Raw genomic sequence first — 17,480 nt, forward strand, 5'->3', positions numbered from 1 at the left:
CGCTTGGCCGCTTCGGGAACACCTCTAGGGCGAGCTCCCGGGGCGGAACAGCATGCAGCGGGTTGTCGCGGTCACGCAGAGCTTTCCCTGGCTGGTGCGGATCTCGCCGCGCGCGGTAGCGGTGGCTCGACCGGTGTGCACGACGATGCCGGTCGCCTCGATGGGGCCGGTGTCGATGCTGACGGGTCGCAGGAACTGGGTGTTGAGATCGAGCGTGGTGTAGCCGGTCTGCTCGGGCAAGGTCGTGCTGACGGCGAACCCCATCGCGGAGTCGAGGATGGCCGTGAGTATCCCGCCATGCACGGTGCCCACGGCGTTGTAGTGATGCTCGGCAGGAACGAGCCTGATCGTGGTCGTCCCGTGCTCGGCGCGGACGACCTCGAAGCCCAGCGTGCGCGCGGATGGGGAGTGCTCGATGGTGCCCTCGGCGAGCCCCCGGATGAACTCCAGTCCACTTAGTGAGACATGCTGTCCCGCTGTGTTTGATGGATCTGACCAGGTGTAGGCGCGTTCCCGCTCGGTGCCAGGCATGAATACTCCATTTCATCAGCGACAGCGTCAGGCTTCCCCATTAGGCTATGCGCCGTGGAACCTGTCTATGGCTCTATCGTGACGTTCGCTCGCGCGCTCTTCACCGCCCAGGGATTGAAGTTCACGGTCACCGGAACCGAGCAAATACCACGCGTGGGCGGCGCGGTCATCGCCGTCAACCACACCGGCTATCTCGACTTCGCCTACGCGGGCAAGGCCGTGCTGCCGGTCAAGCGCTTCATCCGCTTCATGGCCAAGCATGAAGTGTTCGAGCACAAGGTCAGCGGACCTCTCATGCGCGGCTGCAAGCACATCCCCGTCGACCGGGTATCCGGCGGGGACGCCTACAAGGCCGCGGTGCGCGCGCTCAAGGACGGCGAGCTCGTCGGGGTGTACCCCGAGGCCACGATCAGCCGCAGCTTCGAGCTGAAAGAGTTCAAGTCCGGTGCCGCCCGCATGGCCATCGAGGCCGGGGTACCGATCATCCCGATCATCGTCTGGGGCGCCCAGCGCGTATGGACGAAGGGCTTCCCCAAGCAGCTCGGGCGCACCGGCATCCCCATCTCGGTAGCGGTCGGCGCACCCATCGAGCCCTTCGGGCCGGCCGCTGATCTCACCGCGAGGCTCAAGTCCGACATGCAGGAGCTATTGCTGAAGACGCAGGACGACTACGGCCCGCACCCCCACGGCGAGCACTGGGTGCCCAAGCGGCTCGGGGGAAGCGCTCCCTCCCTGGAAGAGGCAACGATCCTGGATCGCCGCGACGCCGATGCCCGGATCGCGGCGCGGCGCGCGCGGGAGGAAGCGAGAGAGCAATGATCTCAGCGGTGACCTCGGCCGTAGCCGGCGCGGTGTTCCGGCTGGTCTACGCCAAGCTCGTCCTCATCGCCTACATCATCCGATTTCTCCAGGGCGCGCGGCTGAAGGTCACCGGGCTGGAGAACATGCCCCGCCATGGCGGGGCCGTGCTCGCCTGCAACCACATCGGCTACATGGATCCGATGTACCTTGCCCTCGTTCCGCTGATGGTCCGTCGCCGTATGCGATACCTGGGCAAGAAGGAGCTCTGGGATCATCCGGCCACTCGCTTCCTCGCGATCACCTCGCGCGGCATACCCGTGGACCGGGCCGCTGGTACCTCGGCCTACGAGGCGGCGGTGCAGGCGTTGCGCGAGGGGGACTTCGTCGGCATCTTCCCGGAAGCCACGATCAGCCGGAGCTTCGAGCTCAAGGAGTTCAAGTCGGGCGCGGCCCGCATGGCCGTGGAAGCGGGCGTGCCTGTCGTGCCGATCGTGCTGTGGGGCACCCAGCGCATCGCCACCAAGGGGCACCCCTTCAAGATCCTGGGGTGGAACCGGCAGATCCAGGCGCACGTCGGGGAACCCATCGAGCCAGGCATGCCTCCGCAGGAGCTCCTGGACCGGCTCCACCGCGACATGGACGTTCTCCTCCATGCCGCGCAGGACGCCTACGGGCCCCACCCGAAGGGCAAGCCCTGGGTGCCATCCCGGCTTGGCGGCACCGCGCCGACGCTGGCCGAGGCCAATGCGATGGACGCCCGCGATCACGAATGGGCCCGCCGGGCCGGCCCCGAGCTGGAGTAGATGTGCCACGAGCGGGCATCCGGGGCACGATGGAGGAGTGAATCCGGAACTCCTCAGTGACCTTCCCTCGCCGCTACTCGTTGGTTCGGACGTCGATGGCACCTTGATCGATGACCATGATCGGATCAGTCCGCGGACACGAGCGGTCCTCAACGAGCTCGCTGGGGCGGGAACGCACTTCATCCTCGCCACTGGCCGACCGCCCCGCTGGCTGGCCCCGATCATCGAGCAGATCGGGTTCGCGCCGCTATCCGTCTGTGCCAATGGCGCGGTCATCTACGACGCGGAGCGTGATCGGATCATGCACGCCGAGGAACTCTCCACCGACACCCTCGGCTGGCTCTCCGATCGCATCAGTACCGCCTTGCCCGGGAGCGGGCTCGCCGCCGAGCGCGTGGGCCGCAGCGCGCACGATGCCGCCTCGCCGCAGTTCGTCTGTGCTCCCGGGTACGAGCATGCCTGGCTCAATCCCGACCACATCGAGCTCTCCGCGGCCGATGTGATCGCCGCGCCCGCGATCAAGCTGCTCGTCCGGCACGCGGGCATGACGAGCACCGCGATGCGCGATGTGCTCGGGCCGCTGGTGGGGGAGCGGGCTGCCATCACCTTCTCCACCGACAAGGGGCTCGTCGAGCTCTCCGCGCCCGGAGTGACCAAGGCAACGGGGTTCGAGTGGGTGGCGCAGCGGCTGGGCATCGACGCGGAACAGGCCGTCGCGTTCGGTGACATGCCCAATGACATCGCCATGCTCGAGTGGGTTGGCCACGGCGTCGCGATGGGCAACTCGCACCCCGAGACCCGGGCGGCCGCCCGGGAGGTGACGTCGACGAACAACGATCATGGCGTGGCCCTGGTGCTCGAGCGCTGGTGGTCCTGACAACAAAGCTGGCCCGTGGCAACGCGAAGGGCCGCGCTCGCGAGGAGCGCGGCCCTTGGTCATCACGGGCTTCGGTCGTTCCGGGCTATCCGGCGGCAGGCACCGCTTCGTTGATGTGCACGCTCACCTCTCCGGAGGCGAGGTCGAACATCATGTGGCCATGCTCGAAGTTCACACGGATGCCTTCGGGAGTGCTGAACTCCTCTTCCACGGGCAGGCCGAGGAGGCTGTCCTGGGCACCGAGCGCCTCCCACTGCTCGGCGATGACTCCCCACACGGCGCGCGCGCCGGTGTTGTCCGACCAGTAGATCGTGCCGTTGGCGAACCGGGCGAAGCTGATTCCCTCGGCCGCTGCCTCGATCTTGCTCACCGCGTCGCCGAGCGCGCCCTCGACGCCGCCGAGCGTGTACCAGCGCCGCGCGATCTCCTCGTCGCCAGCCTGGGTGGTCTCCACCGCGGGCGAGCGGAGCGAGGCGAGCAGGCGCTGCATGTTCTCCCCGGTGGCGCGCAGCTCGCTGGAGCTCCAGGACGCGCGAGGAGCGGGCGACTGATCGGGCTGGGGCTCGGGCTGCGGCTGCGGCTGCGGCTCCTCGGTGGGCTGCCCCGCCGGGTTCTCGCCGTTGTCGGGCTCGGCCGGAGTCTCGTTGCCGTCGTCCTCGTTGCCCGGATCAGCCGGCGCGGGAGCAGAATTCTGGTACGCGGTCGCGATGTCGCGGATCAGGTCCATCTGGGCATAGCCGAGATTGCCAGGGCAGTCGGTGTAGTTCACATCCCGGTGCGCGAAGATATTCGGCAACGTGATCGGCTGGCCCTGGGCGAGCCAGGTGTATTGCGTGCCCTCGGAGTAGTGCGTCGAGGAACCCGTCGGGCGCAGCTCCTCGCGGGCGAGGCGCCAGCCGGCGAGCTTGGCCAGAGACTCTACCTGGGCCCGGGGCGGCGCTGTGTTCTGGTAGTGGCCGATCATCGAGTAGCCGGCGGTGTTGACATTGAAGCCGCCCGAGTGGGCGCCCTGCAGGTCCTTGTCCATGCCACCGAAGCGGCCCTCGAAGATCTGGCCATACTTGTCGACGAGAGCGTGGTAGCCCACGTCGCACCAGCCGAGGGTCTGCGCGTGGTAGGCGTAGATGCCGCGCACGATCTGTGCGGACTGGGCCTGCGTGTAGTTGTTGTTGCCCGCGGTGTGGTGCACCACCACGGCGCCGAGGCCGCCGTTTTCCTGGGGCGCGCGGCACCGGATGCTCTCGTTGGCACCCCACTGCGCCCGGGAGATGACGTTGGGCCGCGCGGGGACGCCCGCGATATCGGTCACGTCTCCAGCGATGTCGCTCGGGGCATCGGCGACGGGCGCCTTGGAGGGCCGGATGATGATCGCGGTGAGGTTCTCGGCCTCCCCGGAGCGCTCCGGCGCGGGTGGCTGGCTGATCAGCGGGCGCGAGATGTCAGCGGGCTCGCCTGCCGCCGCATCGGTGGGCGCTGCTTCTTCGGGCGCGAGCGGCTCCTCGGGCTCGGTGTCGCCCTCGAGGACCGGCTCCACCTTGCCGCCGATGCTGATCTGAACGGTGTTCGTGTCGCCAGTAAAGACGACTTCGCTGGCCTCGCGGGACTCCTCGCCGATATCGCTGCCGCCATCAATGGGCTCGAGGTCGAACCATTCCGTCCAGGTGTCGTCCTCGAGCTTGGCTCGGACGAATGCCTCGGGGTCGCCGTCGCCCTCCCAGGTGAGGCCGAACATGTTGAACGAGGTGTCCTGGGTGATCTCCCGGACGATGGGATCGCCGTGGTCGGAGATGTCGGTGACCTCGCCAGGGCTGGGCTCGAGGCTGACCTCATTGATCGATGTAGGGACGTGGTCGGTGCTGTCATTGACAGGGACGATGTCGACGTTACCGGCGGTCGCGCCGAGCCCAAAGAGCGTTCCGGCTGCGGTGAGCCCGACGGTGACGCCAAGCGTCAGGATTCGTCGTGGTTGTTGGTTCTGCAACGCAGTGACTCCCTTGTTCTGCGATTGGGCGCGGCGCGTGAGAGCTAGACCGGCTTCGTGCGGCATGACTAATTCGTCATTGCCTTGACCATAGGCAAGGAAGGCTCATATTTCGTGCACCGTGGCGTCACTATGTGGTCAAGAATTGAGCAACATGGCTGTTACCTAACCGTGTACGTGATCTATTGAGGGACTTGCTATTACGAGGCGCGGCACGCAACTGGCGCGCGCGCGACGACACCGGCGGGACCGAAGGTCACGGGCCGGGCGGGGCAGTCCGTTACGCTGAAGCCGTAGTCCAGAAGCAAGCCCAGTCGCAGGCCAGCCGCAAGGAAAGCAGAGGGATGCCCGGTGCCTATCGAGACTCGAACGACAGGCGCGCCAGAGCGTGACGCCTTCGACCTCATCATCGTCGGATCGGGGTTCTTCGGGCTCACCATCGCCGAGCGTGCCGCTACCCAGCTAGGCAAGCGCGTGCTGGTCCTTGACCGGCGGCCCCACATCGGCGGCAACGCGTACTCCGAGCCCGAGCCGGAGACGGGCATCGAGGTCCACAAGTACGGCGCGCACCTGTTCCACACCTCCAACGAGCGCGTCTGGGAGTACGTCAACCAGTTCACGTCGTTCACCGGCTACCAGCATCGCGTGTTCACGCTGCACAAGGGCCAGGTGTACCAGTTCCCGATGGGGCTCGGCCTGGTGTCGCAGTTCTTTGGCCGCTACTACTCGCCGGAGGAGGCGCGCGCGCTGATCGCCGAGCAGGCCAGCGAGATCGACACGAAGGAGGCCTCGAACCTCGAGGAGAAGGCAATCTCGCTCATCGGCCGCCCCCTCTACGAGGCATTCGTGCGGGACTACACGGCCAAGCAGTGGCAGACCGACCCGAAGGAGCTCCCGGCGAGCACCATCGCCCGGCTGCCCGTCCGCTACACCTTCGATAATCGCTACTTCAATGACACCTACGAGGGCCTGCCCGTCGATGGCTACACGGCATGGCTGGAGAACATGGCCGCCGACGAGCGCATCGAGGTTCGCCTGGGCACGGACTACTTCGAGGTGCGCGACGAGATCCGGGCGGCGTCCCCCGGCGCTCCCGTGGTGTACACCGGCCCGATCGACCGCTACTTCGACTACGTCGACGGCGAGCTCGGGTGGCGCACCCTCGACTTCGAGACGGAAGTACTGGCGACCGGCGACTTCCAGGGCACTCCAGTGATGAACTATCCCGACGCGGAAGTGCCCTTCACCCGCATCCACGAGTTCCGCCACTTCCATCCCGAGCGTGATTATCCGGGCGACAAGACCGTGATCATGCGGGAGTTCTCCCGGTCTGCCGAGAGCGGCGACGAGCCCTACTACCCGATCAATACCTCGGACGACAGGGAGCGGCTCGCGCGGTACCGCGAGCGTGCCCGCGCGGAGACCGAGCGCGACAACGTGCTGTTCGGCGGGCGCCTCGGCACCTACCAGTACCTCGACATGCACATGGCGATCGCCAGCGCTCTCGCGATGTTCGACAACATCCTCGCGCCTCACTTCACCGAGGGATCGCCGCTGCAAGCACGCCCGAGCAGCGACTAGCAGCGACTAGCAGCGACTAGCAGCGACTAGCGAAGTCGGCACTCTCACCTCTCCCGCGCCCCGCTCGAAGAAAGGCACCACGCGCAGTGACCAACACCAGCTCATCCGCCCGGTCGCTCCTGCAGCGCATCCTGCTGCCGCGCCCCGGCGAGCCCCTCGATGTGCGCCGCCTCTACCTCGAGGAATCGCCGACCAACCCGCGGCGGGTCCATGCGACCTCGCGGACCTCGGCGACGATCGCGGCCGAGTCCGAGATCTCGCTGTGCACCTACTTCAACGCGTTCCCCGCGAGCTACTGGCGGCGCTGGAGCACCCTCGCGCAGGTGGTCCTGCGCCTCGAGACCAGCGGTGCCTGCCGGGCCGATGTATACCGCTCCAAGGCCGATGGCACGCGCATCCAGGTCGCGAGCGCCGAGGCCAGCGGAAACGACGGCACGCTCGAGGTCGCGCTTGATCTCTCCCCGTTCGAGGATGGCGGCTGGCTCTGGTTCGACCTCAGCGCCGAGGAGGACGTCGAGATCCGCGCAGGCGGCTGGTACGCGCCGGTCGACGCCCCCGGGGAGGGGCGCGCCGCCATCGGCATCCCCACCTTCAACCGGCCGCATGACTGCGTCAAGGCACTGACCGCGCTTGGCTCCGACCCCAGGGTGCTCGAGGTCATCGACGCGGTGATCATCCCGGACCAGGGCACCCGCAAGGCCGCCGACGAGCCCGGGTTCGCCGAGGCGGCCGCCGTGCTCGGTGATCGCCTGCGCATCCACAACCAGGGCAACATCGGTGGTTCCGGCGGCTACTCGCGCGTCATGTACGAGGCTCTGCGCACCACCGACAGCCCGTACATCCTGTTCATGGATGACGACATCGAGATCGAGCCCGATTGCATCCTGCGCGCCATCGCGTTCGCCCGGTTCGCGCGCCAGCCCCTGCTTGTCGGTGGCCAGATGCTGAACCTGCAGAACCGCGCCCACCTGCACGTGATGGGGGAGGTCGTCCGGTTCGGCGAGTTCGTGTGGGGGCCGGCCCCGCACACCGAGTACGACCATGACTTCGCTGGGGAACCGCTCGCGGAATCACCGGAGCTGCACCGGCGCATCGATGTCACCTACAACGCCTGGTGGATGTGCCTGATCCCACGGAGCGTCGCCGAGCAGCTCGGGCAGCCCCTTCCCCTGTTCATCAAGTGGGATGATGCCGAGTACGGTCTGCGGGCGGCGGCAGCCGGCTACCCCACGGTCACGCTCCCAGGTACCGCGATCTGGCACATGGCCTGGTCCGACAAGGACGATGTCATCGACTGGCAGGCCTACTACCACCTGCGAAATCGATTGATCGTCGCCGCGCTGCATAATCCCGGCGGCGCGCGGGCGCTGGTCAAGAGCACCATGAAGCCGCTGCTCAAGCATCTGCTGTGCCTCGAGTACTCGACGGTGGCGCTGCAGAACCAGGCGATCAAGGATTTCCTCGCGGGGCCCGGCATCCTCTTCGACGAGCTGCCGACCTCGCTGGCCAAGGTGCAGAAGATCCGTGCCGAGTACCCGGATGCTGTCGTCGCGGGCTCCGCGACGGATCTGCCCCTCCCGTCGGGCAGCGATATCGGGCAGGTGGGCCTGCCCGTGTCGACACCGGCGAAGCTCAAGAGGTTCGGCCGCGCTGTCGTGCACAACCTGCGCCCCGCCAAGCCCGCGCATCACGAGCGCCCCCAGCTCAATGTCGCCACCCTCGATGCCCGCTGGTTCCTGTTGTCGCAGGTCGATGGCGTGACTGTCACCACCGCCGATGGTCGTGGCGTGGTGTACCGCAAGCGTGATCGTGCGGTCGCCGCCCAGCTGTTCAAGGAGGCCCTGAGCCTGCGGCGCGAGCTCGAGAAGCGCTTTCCGGAGCTGCGGGACGCCTACCGGTCGGCCTTCCCCGAGCTGACCAGCCGTGAGCGCTGGGGCGATTTCTTCGCCCAGTACGACTGAAGCCGAGGAATGCCATGACACACACGCTCGAACCGGTCGGCCCTGCCACGGGCGAGGCCGCGGTCCTCGTCACGGTGCAGCGCATGATCGCCGACCAGCCCGGTGTGCTGGGCGCGACCCGCCTGATGTCGCACTTCGGGGAGCACGCCCTCGGCTGGGTAGCGGTCGCCGGCATCGGTGCGCTCGCTGACCCGGCCCGGCGCAAGCGATGGGGCGCGGTGGCGATCGGCGCGGTCGGCGCCCATGCCGCGAGCATCGCGATCAAGCGCGTCGTGCGGCGTCGCAGGCCACATCATCCCGATATTGTGGTCAACGTTGCCACACCGAGCCAGTTGAGCTTTCCATCATCACATGCAACATCGAGCACCGCGGCAGCGATTCTCCTGGGAAGGCTCACCGGGCTGCCCATCGCGGCGGCCGTGGTCCCACCCATGCTGCTCTCCCGGCTGGTCCTCGGCGTGCACTATCCGACGGATGTGCTCACGGGGGCAGCGGTGGGCGCGGCGTCCGCCACGCTCGTCGGGGTTGCCGAGCGCAAGCTCGGGTGGGCATAAGCTACAGGTGTCCGAATTGGGCGCCGCCAAACATGACTAGCAATGGTCGAGAGGGGAAATGATGAGCGATCTGGTCGAGCCCGAGGATCCAACTCGCGCCAGAACGCGCAAGGCGCCTTCGTCGCTTCCCGAGGGCATCATCAAGGCGATGCGGCCACGGCAGTGGATCAAGAACGGGCTCGTGCTCGCCGCGCCCCTCGCGGATGGCTCCATCACCGAGGGACCGGTGCTCACCGCGGTCGCCCTGGCATTCGTGGTGTTCTCGCTCGCCGCATCGGGCGTGTACCTCGTCAACGACGCGCGCGACGTTGAGGCCGATCGGGCCCATCCCACCAAGCGGTTCCGCCCGATTGCTGCCGGGGTCCTCCCGGTGTCGCTGGCGTACGTGCTCTCCGTGGTCCTCTTTGTCTCCGCGACGCTGCTCTCGCTGCTCGCGAACAACACGCTCGCCGTGGTGACAGTCGTCTACATCATCATCCAGCTCGCCTACTGCTTCGGCCTCAAGCACCAGGCAGTGCTCGATATCGTCATCGTCTCCTCCGGGTTCCTGCTGCGCGCGGTCGCTGGTGGCGTCGCCGCTGGCATCCCGCTCTCCCAGTGGTTCCTGCTCGTCGCCGCCTCCGGGTCGCTGTTCATGGCGGCCGGCAAGCGCTACGCCGAGCTGAGGCTCGCCGAGGAGACCGGAGCGAAGATCCGCAAGTCGCTGGAGAACTACACCTCCACCTACCTTCGCTTTGTCTGGACCGTGTCCGCCACGGCGGTCATCGTGTTCTACGGCCTCTGGGCCTTCGAGCAGGACAGCGGCGGTCCCGGAAGCCCCCGGGCGGACGGATCGAACCTCGGATTGTTCGTAATGTCGATGATTCCGTTTACAATCGCCATCTTGCGCTATGCCGTCGATATCGATGGGGCGCAAGCTGGAGAGCCGGAGGAGATCGCCCTGGGCGACCGGGTCCTCCAGCTCCTCGCGGTTGCATGGATTGGAGTCGTCGGTGTCGCGGTCTACATCGCCTGATGGTGCCCCACTACACGGGGATGCCTCCCCGGGGAGGGCTCGATCGCGCGCGTCGGCACGCGAGCTAGCGCCGCGGATCGTGCTCATCGCGAGCACGGTCGTTGTTGCTGGGTTGTTCGCGGTCGGGGCATGGCAGCGTCGCTGGATCTCCGATGACGGCCTGATCGTCCTGCGCACCATCCGCAACCTCATCGCCGGCAACGGCCCCGTGTTCAACGCCGGGGAGCGCGTCGAGGCCAACACCTCGACCTTGTGGACGTACCTGGTGTACATGGGGACGTGGATACCGGGCACCGATCCGGAGGGCGTCGTGCTGGCCCTGGCCCTGGCCCTGAGCGTCATCGCGATCATCCTCGCCGTCATGGGGGGAGCGCGGCTGTACGCCGGCCCCGGGCGTAGCGGCGCTGGAACCGCTAGCGGGACGAGCGCTGCTCCGCTGCTGGTGCCCGCCGGCGTGATCGCCTATATCGCGGTACCGCCCGCGCGCGACTTCGCCACCTCCGGGCTCGAGTCCGGGCTCGTCATCGCGTGGATCGCGCTGCTGTGGTGGCTCATGCTCGGATGGGCGCGGCAGCCACGGGCCGAGGCGCGCTCGACGGTCCTCATCGCTTTCGTCGCGGGGCTGGGCCCGCTGGTCCGCCCCGAGCTCGCCGTGCTGGGTGGCCTGGCTATCCTGCTCCTGCTCAGCGCTCGCGCGAGGTGGCGGTTCCGCGCGCTCCTCGTCGTCGCCGCCGGCCTGCTGCCCGTGGCGTACCAGATCTTCCGCATGGGCTACTACGGCCTGCCCTTCCCCAATACTGCCGTGGCCAAGGACGCCGGTGGCTCGCGCTGGTCGCAGGGCTGGCTCTACCTCCAGGACCTCGTGGGGCCGTACCTGCTGTGGCTGCCGCTCGTGGCGATGCTCATCGGCGGGATCGCTGCCTGGCTGCTCATGCGCTCCGTCCGCGGCAGCGAGCAGTCCTCGCCGCGTCCCTCCTGGTCGAGGAGCCGTGCCGCGGTGGTGGCGCTGTTCCTCGCCAACGGCATCCTGCTCGGTATCTACGTGGTGCGGGTCGGTGGTGACTTCATGCACGGCCGTACGTTGCTGCCGGTGCTGTTCACCCTGCTGCTGCCGGTCGCCGTCATCCCCGTCGCCCTGCCAGCCCGCCAGGGGCTTGCCCGGGCAGGGCGCGCGGCGGTGGCCGCGGTCGTCGCATCGGTGGCCTGGATCGTTGTCGTCGCGTGGTCGGTGACGGTCGTGGTCGTCTCCGAGCCCAAGGTGTACACCGAGATCCCGGACGAGGGCATCGTCGACGAGCGGGCCTTCTACGTGGAGAAGACCGGTATCGAGCATCCCACCAGTGCCGAGGACTACCTGCAGTACCCGCGGATGCGATCCCTGCTCCTTGTCCTCGACACGGCACCGCGCGGGTCGGTCCTCCTTCCGACAGCGGACGAGGGCTCGTGGGTCTATGTGCCGCCCAAGGAGCCGGCCACCGAGGATGACGCGCGCGCTACGGTCTACTACGCGCAGCTCGGCATGGCGGCCATGGTCATGCCGCTCGACGTCCGTGTCCTTGATCACATCGGCCTGGCCTATCCGCTCGCCGCGCACACCGAGCGCATCGAGGGCGGCCGCATCGGCCACGACAAGTACCTCTATCCCGACTGGCTCATCGCCGACTACCAGGCAGCCGACACCTGGGAGACGGGCCTCATCGGCTTTCTCGACCCCGATTGGGTCCAGGACGCACAGCGTGCTCTCAGCTGCGAGGCCACTCGCGCGGTCCTCGCGAGCTACCGCGACGAGTTGACCATCCGGGTATTCCTCCGAAATATCCTCGATGCCTTCCCGAGATCCGGCTACCGCATCGAGCGTGCCCCGCTCGACGAGATCGAGCGCTGCGCGACCCTCGGCCGATAGCGCATCGGCGCAGTTCAACCAGGTAAAACAATCATGGATGACCCATGCCCGAAATCTCGGGTTCGATGTGCGGTCCATTTAGGGGTGAGGTACGGTAATCGTGATCCATCGGTATCTGGAACGAGATCGGATCGGCGTGTAACGGTTACCGTGTCCAAGCCGATCTACACAGCAAGCTCTCAGGGGTTTACCAGGATCGCTGCGCTCGATGCGCGGACGGCGATGCTGCTTACGGGAGGGTGACCTGCTAGGCCGAGCGGCACGAATGTGCCCGGGCCCAGCAGTGATGCACACGAGAAGAGGGAGATTTTCCATGCGATTCGCTAAACCGCGCGTGTCACAGAAGTGGCGTCAGCGAGTGCTCGCCGTGAGCGCTGCCGCGCTGGTCGTGCCGATGGCCGCAGGGCTTACCGGTGGCGCCATCGCTGCCGCGCAGCCGGCCACCGCCGCCCAGGCCGAGCTTGTCCGTATCAACCCGAGCCCATGGGGCGACCGGTACCAGCGCCACTCGGTGTTCTCGCCGTCGATGGGCATCAACGTCCAGGTCGACGTGCTGCGCGCGGCGGGCGGAGGCAGCGGAGCGCTGTACCTGCTCGACGGCCTGCGTGCCCGCGACGACGCCAGCGGCTGGCAGATCGAGACCAACGCGCTCGAGATGTTCGCCGACTCGAACGTCAATGTCGTCCTCCCCGTCGGTGGACGCTCCAGCTTCTACGCTGACTGGTACGGCCCGTCCAGCACGAACGGACAGCCCTACACCTACAAGTGGGAGACCTTCCTCACCTCGGAGCTCCCCGGCTACCTCAGTGGCCTTGGCATCCGTAGCACGGGCAACGCCATCGCGGGCCTCTCGATGGCCGGCAGCGCAGCGCTCAAGATCGCCGCTGACCACAAGCCCATGTTCAACTACGCCGCTTCGTTCTCCGGCTACCTGAACCTCTCCGCTCCCGGCATGCCGTCGTTGATCCGCCTCGCCCTTCTCGATGAGGGTGGCTACAACGTCGATGACATGTGGGGCCCGCCGTGGGATCCGGCCTGGGCCGAGCATGACCCGACCGTCTTCGCCGACGAGCTTGCTGGCATCCAGCTGTACATCTCGGCCGGCAACGGTGTCCCCGGTGCCTACACCCGCCTCGAGACCCCCGTTGACTACTTCAACACCGCCAACGCCATGGGCCTCGAGGTCGTCGCGATGCTGAACGCCCGCGCCTTCGAGGGTCGCGCCAACGCGCTCGGCCTCAACGCGACCTTCAGCTACCCGCCCACCGGCGTGCACGCCTGGGGCTACTGGCAGGACGAGCTCAGCAAGGCCCGTCCCGGCATCCTCGCCGCCGTCGGAGGCTGATCCAGCCGACTAGCTAGCACGCTGTGCCCCCGCCCCCTCCGGGCGGGGGCACAGTGCTGTGCGGGGCAGCGCCCGGCGACCATGCGAGGCCGGGGCGGCCGGTTCTGGCCAGTGGACCCGTCCTGACCCTCCACCGCGCTCCTTCATAACTGCCCTGCGCACATCCAGTAACGATTCCCTCACGCATGGCATGGCGCATCTCGTGCAACACCAGGAACAGCGGGTATGAAGGAAGCACGCACGCACCGTGCGTCCCAGCACCACCACGTCGAAGGGGAACGCTCATGCGGCCACTGCTGCAGCGCGACGCCGACCGAGCAATCAACGGACCGTCCCGCGCGCGCCGTCGCAAGCTAGCAGCCAGTGCCCTGGCAGTGTTCGCTCCGATCGCGCTCACGGCCACCACCCTGCCGTCGGCCACGGCATCGCCCGCGCCACAGCCGGCCCAGGCACTGGCAATGCATCCCGCGGCCCCTGCGATGACGCCGGTCCCCGGTGTGCGGGTGGAGCGCGTCGATCGGTTCAGCGACCGCCACCTCGCGCTGTGGGTGTACTCGCCAGCCATGGATACGACGATCCAGGTGCAGGTGCTGCTCGCCCGTGACTTCCACGCGCAGCCGCAATGGACGTTCCCCGGCCTCTACCTGCTCGACGGCCTGCGTGCCCGTGATGACCAGAGCGGCTGGACGCTCGAGACCGACGTCATCAGCTTCTTCCAGGACAAGAACATCAACGTCGTCATGCCAGTGGGTGGCGAATCGAGCTTCTACACCGATTGGCTCGAGCCAGACAATGGCAAGAACTACAAGTGGGAGACGTTCCTGACGCAGGAGCTGCCCCCGATCCTGCGCAATGACTACCGGATCAACGACAGCATGGGTGTCCTCGGGCTCTCGATGGGTGGTACCGCAGCGATGCTGCTGCCGGCCCGCAACCGTGGCATGTTCCAGTTCGCTGGCTCGCTGTCGGGCTACCTCAGCACGACGTCGTACGGGATGCAGCGCGCCATCAAGGCTGCTGTCTTCGACGCGGGCGGCTACGACGCGGACGCGATGTGGGGCACCGCGGACAATGACTTGTGGGAGGAGCATGATCCGTACCTGCTCGCCCGCAACCTCAAGGGCATGAGCCTGTACATGTCGGCCGGCACCGGGGCGCAGGGCGCGCACGATCGTCCTGGCATGATGCCGGGCATCCCGGAGAACTCGGCGGGAATGGCGCTCGAGGTGCTGGCGCGGCTGACCACGCAGAACTTCTCCGCCAAGCTCAAGGACCTGCGGATCCCCGCGACGGTGCGCTTCCGCAATACGGGCACCCACAGCTGGCCGTACTGGCAGTCCGAGCTGCACGAGGCATGGCCGCAGATCGCCACCGCGCTGAACGTGGACTCGGTGGGGCTCAATCGCCCAGTCCAGCCATCCGTGCTCGAGGAGCCGACCTGCGAGGTAGAAGGCGCGATCGGCGAGCTGGTGCAGGGACGCGGTGACGTGGGCGTCTGCCTCACCGATGAGCGCACCTCATCCGGTGGCAAGTACCAGGAGTTCGAGCACGCCACCGCCTACTGGTCGCCGGATACCGGGGCGCACCTGGTGAAGGGCGATATCGAGGAGCTCTACGAGGACAACGCGCGCGACCTGGGCTTCCCGACGACCAGCGAGATCCCCACGCCGGATGGGCAGGGGGCGTTCAACCACTTCGAGAACGGGTCGATCTATTGGACGCGTGCCCATGGTGCCGTCATGGTCATCGATGCGTTCCGGGACGAGTGGGCGGCGCGCGGATGGGAGTCCGGTCCGATGGGCGTCCCGGTCGCCGCGGTCGAGAACTCGCAGGACCGGCAGGGGCGCCTGCAGCGCTTCGCCAATGGCGCGCTCTTCGCGAAGCCCCGTGGTTCCGTGCTTGCCGTCGAGGGCGAGATCTGGCGCCGCTTCGAGGAGATGGGCCGGGAGACCGGAGCGCTGGGCTGGCCGGTGTCCTCGGAGCATGTGATCGGCGACGGTCGCTTCACCGAGTTCGAGAAGGGCAACGTGTACTGGTCGCCGAGCAGCGGAGCTTGGGCGGTCCTTGCCGGGCCGATCATGGAAGCCTGGACGGCCGAGGGCTTCGAGGCAGGCCCGCTGGGCTATCCGGTAGGTGCCCAGCATGAGGTCCCCGAAGGCGTGCGCCAGGACTTCCAGGGCGGATTCGTCCTGGTGAGGGATGGCGTGGCCGAGGTGGTTACGAGCTAACGGCGTACTTCCCCGTAACGCCGTTGACCGCGGGCTGTGACGTGAGCCATAGGGCCCGTCACAGCCCGCGTTTGCTCGGTAGCCTGTTGCCGGGCTCGGCGAGCGGCACGATTCGCCCGGCGGTGGCTCGGAATGCTATGCGCGACATGCGTGAAAGGGCGTGGGGGATGACGGCACGGACATGGTGGGCCACGGGCCTCGCGGCAGCATCGATTGCGATGCTCGGCGCCTGCAGCGATGAGGCGATCGTCGCGAGCGATCCGGTGCTCGGGACCCCGGCAGCCACCACGGTCGCGGATGCCCCGGCGGCCTCCACCACCAAGGACGCGCCGGACGCCGCCGATGAGACCGGCCAGGATCAAGCCGAGCCACAGCAGCCGGAGCCAACGGAGTCGCAGGAGCGCGTCGCCGAGCCCGCGGCGGATCCGCTTGATGAGTACCTCGCGGCTGTCGATGCCGCCGGACTTCCTGCCGGCCCCGAGGCATCCTCGGCCCGGGGCATCGGGGCCTACGTGTGCGCCGCGAGCGCGGATGCGCTGCCTCGGGAGAGCATTCTCATCAATGTCACCGCTATGGTGGGACTGGAGCTGCAGCGAATCGGCTCGGACGAGGATCCGGAACGGATCGCGAACGAGTACGTGGATACCGCTGGCCGTCACTACTGCGATGGGTGAGTGAGCATTATGGCGTGGGCATCACAAGCACGGTCCCGGCGCCGGGGCCGCTCGCGCCTGCCACGCGTGCTGCTCATCCTCCTTGCCCTGCTCGTGGTCATCGTGATCGTCATCGCGCTGATCGTTGCCCTGCTCGACCGGATCCAGATTCCAGGCATGCCGGGGCAGCCGCCGACCACGCCCACCGAGGAGGCCCAGCAGCCCGAGTGGTGCCCCGACGTGCAGTTGTACTCCGTGCCCGGGACGTGGGAGTCCTCCGCAGACGATGATCCGTTCAACCCGACCGCGAACCCCGCCTCGTTGCTGCTCAAGGTCACCCAGCCGCTCGCGGCCCAGTACCCCAGGGACCGTGCCGAGATCTATACCGTGCCCTACCCCGCGCAGTTCCAGCGCCCCGGTGGCCCCCCGGAGATGACCTATGACGAGAGCCGCGCCATCGGGAAAACCGCGCTGACCGAGGCGATGGCGCAGCGTCATGGCGAATGCGCGCTGACGAGCTTCGTGCTGATGGGGTTCAGCCAGGGCGCGGTGATCGCCGGTGATATCGCGTCCCAGATCGGTCGCGGCGAAGGGCCGGTCCCGCCCGAGAAGGTCAGCGGCGTGGCGCTCGTCGCGGACGGTCGATTCGATCCCGCTGCCGCGCGGACCATCGGCCCACCGGTGCAGGGGGTCGGCCTGGAGATCGCGCTCGCGGGCCTGCCGGTGATCCCGGGCGCGACGTTGAGCGGCAAGCGCGAGGGCGGCTTCGGCGCGGTGGCGGACCGCACCGTGCAGATCTGTGCCCCGAACGATGCGATCTGTGACGCGCCGAGGCTCGATAATCTCCTGCTCGCGTTCAATCGGTTGGTCAAGGACTATCTGAACAATCCGGTGCATGCGTTCTATGACACTCATGTCGTGGATGAGCAAGGCACGACGACGACGGCATGGCTGGCGGGGTGGGCCCGCGGGATCATTGATGACGCGCCGGTCCACCCGCACCCGTAGCGCGCGCGAACTACTGTCCCCACGATTTACCGCGCAACGATTCCGCGGTAAATCGGTGACGGGGCCGCAACGGTCCAGTCCTGGACCGGGGCCAGGGTGTGATGTGCCTTACCGCCAAGCACGAAAATGCGTGCTGGTCGCCCCATGATGCCTCTGAACACTGTCCGGGATGAGTAGCATGAGGTCTGCATAACTGTTCGGTGCAGTGAGTCACACACACTGCGACCGTCTGTAACATA

14 protein-coding genes are annotated in these 17,480 nt (G+C 67.4%); 12 read left to right on the top strand and 2 right to left on the bottom strand.

The features are described from left to right. Positions 1–24: 24 nt before the first annotated feature. Positions 25–531 (bottom strand): PaaI family thioesterase, encoded by a 507-nt coding sequence (locus QC765_RS08630; RefSeq protein WP_278314032.1) that lies wholly within the window; start codon positions 529–531, stop codon positions 25–27. Positions 532–585: 54 nt separating this feature from the next. On the opposite strand from QC765_RS08630, the gene QC765_RS08635 reads away from it, so the two are divergent. Genes QC765_RS08635 through QC765_RS08645 form a run of 3 tightly spaced genes read left to right on the top strand, consistent with a single transcriptional unit; the run spans position 586 to position 3,012 of the window. After that, the gene (locus QC765_RS08635; protein ID WP_278314033.1) at positions 586–1,350 is read left to right on the top strand and encodes a lysophospholipid acyltransferase family protein; all 765 of its coding nucleotides are present in this window, start codon (positions 586–588) and stop codon (positions 1,348–1,350) included. Beyond that, on the top strand, positions 1,347–2,135 hold the full coding sequence (locus tag QC765_RS08640) for a lysophospholipid acyltransferase family protein (RefSeq protein ID WP_278314034.1): 789 nt from the start codon (positions 1,347–1,349) through the stop codon (positions 2,133–2,135). The genes QC765_RS08635 and QC765_RS08640 overlap by 4 nt, the downstream gene beginning before the upstream one ends. Positions 2,136–2,172: 37 nt before the next feature. Next, positions 2,173–3,012 carry an HAD family hydrolase gene (locus tag QC765_RS08645; RefSeq protein WP_278314035.1) on the top strand — a complete coding sequence of 280 codons (840 nt, stop codon included), beginning with the start codon at positions 2,173–2,175 and terminating at the stop codon, positions 3,010–3,012. 85 nt (positions 3,013–3,097) lie between these two features. Here QC765_RS08645 and QC765_RS08650 read toward each other — a convergent pair whose 3' ends face one another. After that, complete coding sequence (locus tag QC765_RS08650) at positions 3,098–5,059, bottom strand: N-acetylmuramoyl-L-alanine amidase (protein WP_278314036.1); 1,962 nt, start codon at positions 5,057–5,059, stop codon at positions 3,098–3,100. 291 nt (positions 5,060–5,350) lie between these two features. Between QC765_RS08650 and glf the strand changes: the two genes are divergently transcribed. From glf to QC765_RS08695, 9 genes are all read left to right on the top strand, one after another. Continuing rightward, positions 5,351–6,574, top strand: a complete 1,224-nt coding sequence (gene glf / locus QC765_RS08655) for a UDP-galactopyranose mutase (RefSeq protein WP_278314061.1) — start codon at positions 5,351–5,353, stop codon at positions 6,572–6,574. 86 nt (positions 6,575–6,660) lie between these two features. Next, positions 6,661–8,535: a glycosyltransferase gene (locus tag QC765_RS08660; protein WP_278314037.1), complete on the top strand. Its 1,875-nt coding sequence runs from the start codon at positions 6,661–6,663 to the stop codon at positions 8,533–8,535. A gap of 14 nt (positions 8,536–8,549) precedes the next feature. After that, complete coding sequence (locus QC765_RS08665) at positions 8,550–9,089, top strand: phosphatase PAP2 family protein (RefSeq protein WP_373876709.1); 540 nt, start codon at positions 8,550–8,552, stop codon at positions 9,087–9,089. A gap of 61 nt (positions 9,090–9,150) precedes the next feature. After that, on the top strand, positions 9,151–10,104 hold the full coding sequence (locus QC765_RS08670) for a decaprenyl-phosphate phosphoribosyltransferase (RefSeq protein WP_278314038.1): 954 nt from the start codon (positions 9,151–9,153) through the stop codon (positions 10,102–10,104). Beyond that, positions 10,082–12,007: an arabinofuranosyltransferase AftB family protein gene (locus QC765_RS08675; RefSeq protein WP_373876710.1), complete on the top strand. Its 1,926-nt coding sequence runs from the start codon at positions 10,082–10,084 to the stop codon at positions 12,005–12,007. Before QC765_RS08670 ends, QC765_RS08675 begins: the two co-directional genes overlap by 23 nt. Before the next feature lie 313 nt (positions 12,008–12,320). Continuing rightward, the gene (locus QC765_RS08680; RefSeq protein ID WP_278314040.1) at positions 12,321–13,352 is read left to right on the top strand and encodes an alpha/beta hydrolase; all 1,032 of its coding nucleotides are present in this window, start codon (positions 12,321–12,323) and stop codon (positions 13,350–13,352) included. Positions 13,353–13,636: 284 nt separating this feature from the next. Next, entirely contained in the window at positions 13,637–15,580 is a 1,944-nt protein-coding gene (locus tag QC765_RS08685) for an alpha/beta hydrolase-fold protein (protein ID WP_278314041.1), read from the top strand. Positions 15,581–15,747: 167 nt separating this feature from the next. Then, positions 15,748–16,254 carry a hypothetical protein gene (locus tag QC765_RS08690; protein WP_278314042.1) on the top strand — a complete coding sequence of 169 codons (507 nt, stop codon included), beginning with the start codon at positions 15,748–15,750 and terminating at the stop codon, positions 16,252–16,254. 9 nt (positions 16,255–16,263) lie between these two features. Next, positions 16,264–17,241 carry a cutinase family protein gene (locus QC765_RS08695; protein ID WP_278314063.1) on the top strand — a complete coding sequence of 326 codons (978 nt, stop codon included), beginning with the start codon at positions 16,264–16,266 and terminating at the stop codon, positions 17,239–17,241. Positions 17,242–17,480 lie beyond the last annotated feature (239 nt).

Source organism: Hoyosella levis, from assembly GCF_026008515.1.
Lineage (GTDB): Bacteria > Actinomycetota > Actinomycetes > Mycobacteriales > Mycobacteriaceae > Lolliginicoccus > Lolliginicoccus levis.

What these genes read in the sequence shown, in the direction of transcription:
- QC765_RS08665 (WP_373876709.1), top strand. Translation starts at nt 8,550, where the DNA reads ATGACACACACGCTCGAACCGGTCGGCCCTGCCACGGGCGAGGCCGCG.
- QC765_RS08640 (WP_278314034.1), top strand. Translation starts at nt 1,347, where the DNA reads ATGATCTCAGCGGTGACCTCGGCCGTAGCCGGCGCGGTGTTCCGGCTG.
- QC765_RS08670 (WP_278314038.1), top strand. Translation starts at nt 9,151, where the DNA reads ATGAGCGATCTGGTCGAGCCCGAGGATCCAACTCGCGCCAGAACGCGC.
- QC765_RS08680 (WP_278314040.1), top strand. Translation starts at nt 12,321, where the DNA reads ATGCGATTCGCTAAACCGCGCGTGTCACAGAAGTGGCGTCAGCGAGTG.
- QC765_RS08695 (WP_278314063.1), top strand. Translation starts at nt 16,264, where the DNA reads ATGGCGTGGGCATCACAAGCACGGTCCCGGCGCCGGGGCCGCTCGCGC.
- QC765_RS08685 (WP_278314041.1), top strand. Translation starts at nt 13,637, where the DNA reads ATGCGGCCACTGCTGCAGCGCGACGCCGACCGAGCAATCAACGGACCG.
- QC765_RS08690 (WP_278314042.1), top strand. Translation starts at nt 15,748, where the DNA reads ATGACGGCACGGACATGGTGGGCCACGGGCCTCGCGGCAGCATCGATT.
- QC765_RS08650 (WP_278314036.1), bottom strand. Translation starts at nt 5,059, where the DNA reads ATGCCGCACGAAGCCGGTCTAGCTCTCACGCGCCGCGCCCAATCGCAG.
- QC765_RS08630 (WP_278314032.1), bottom strand. Translation starts at nt 531, where the DNA reads ATGCCTGGCACCGAGCGGGAACGCGCCTACACCTGGTCAGATCCATCA.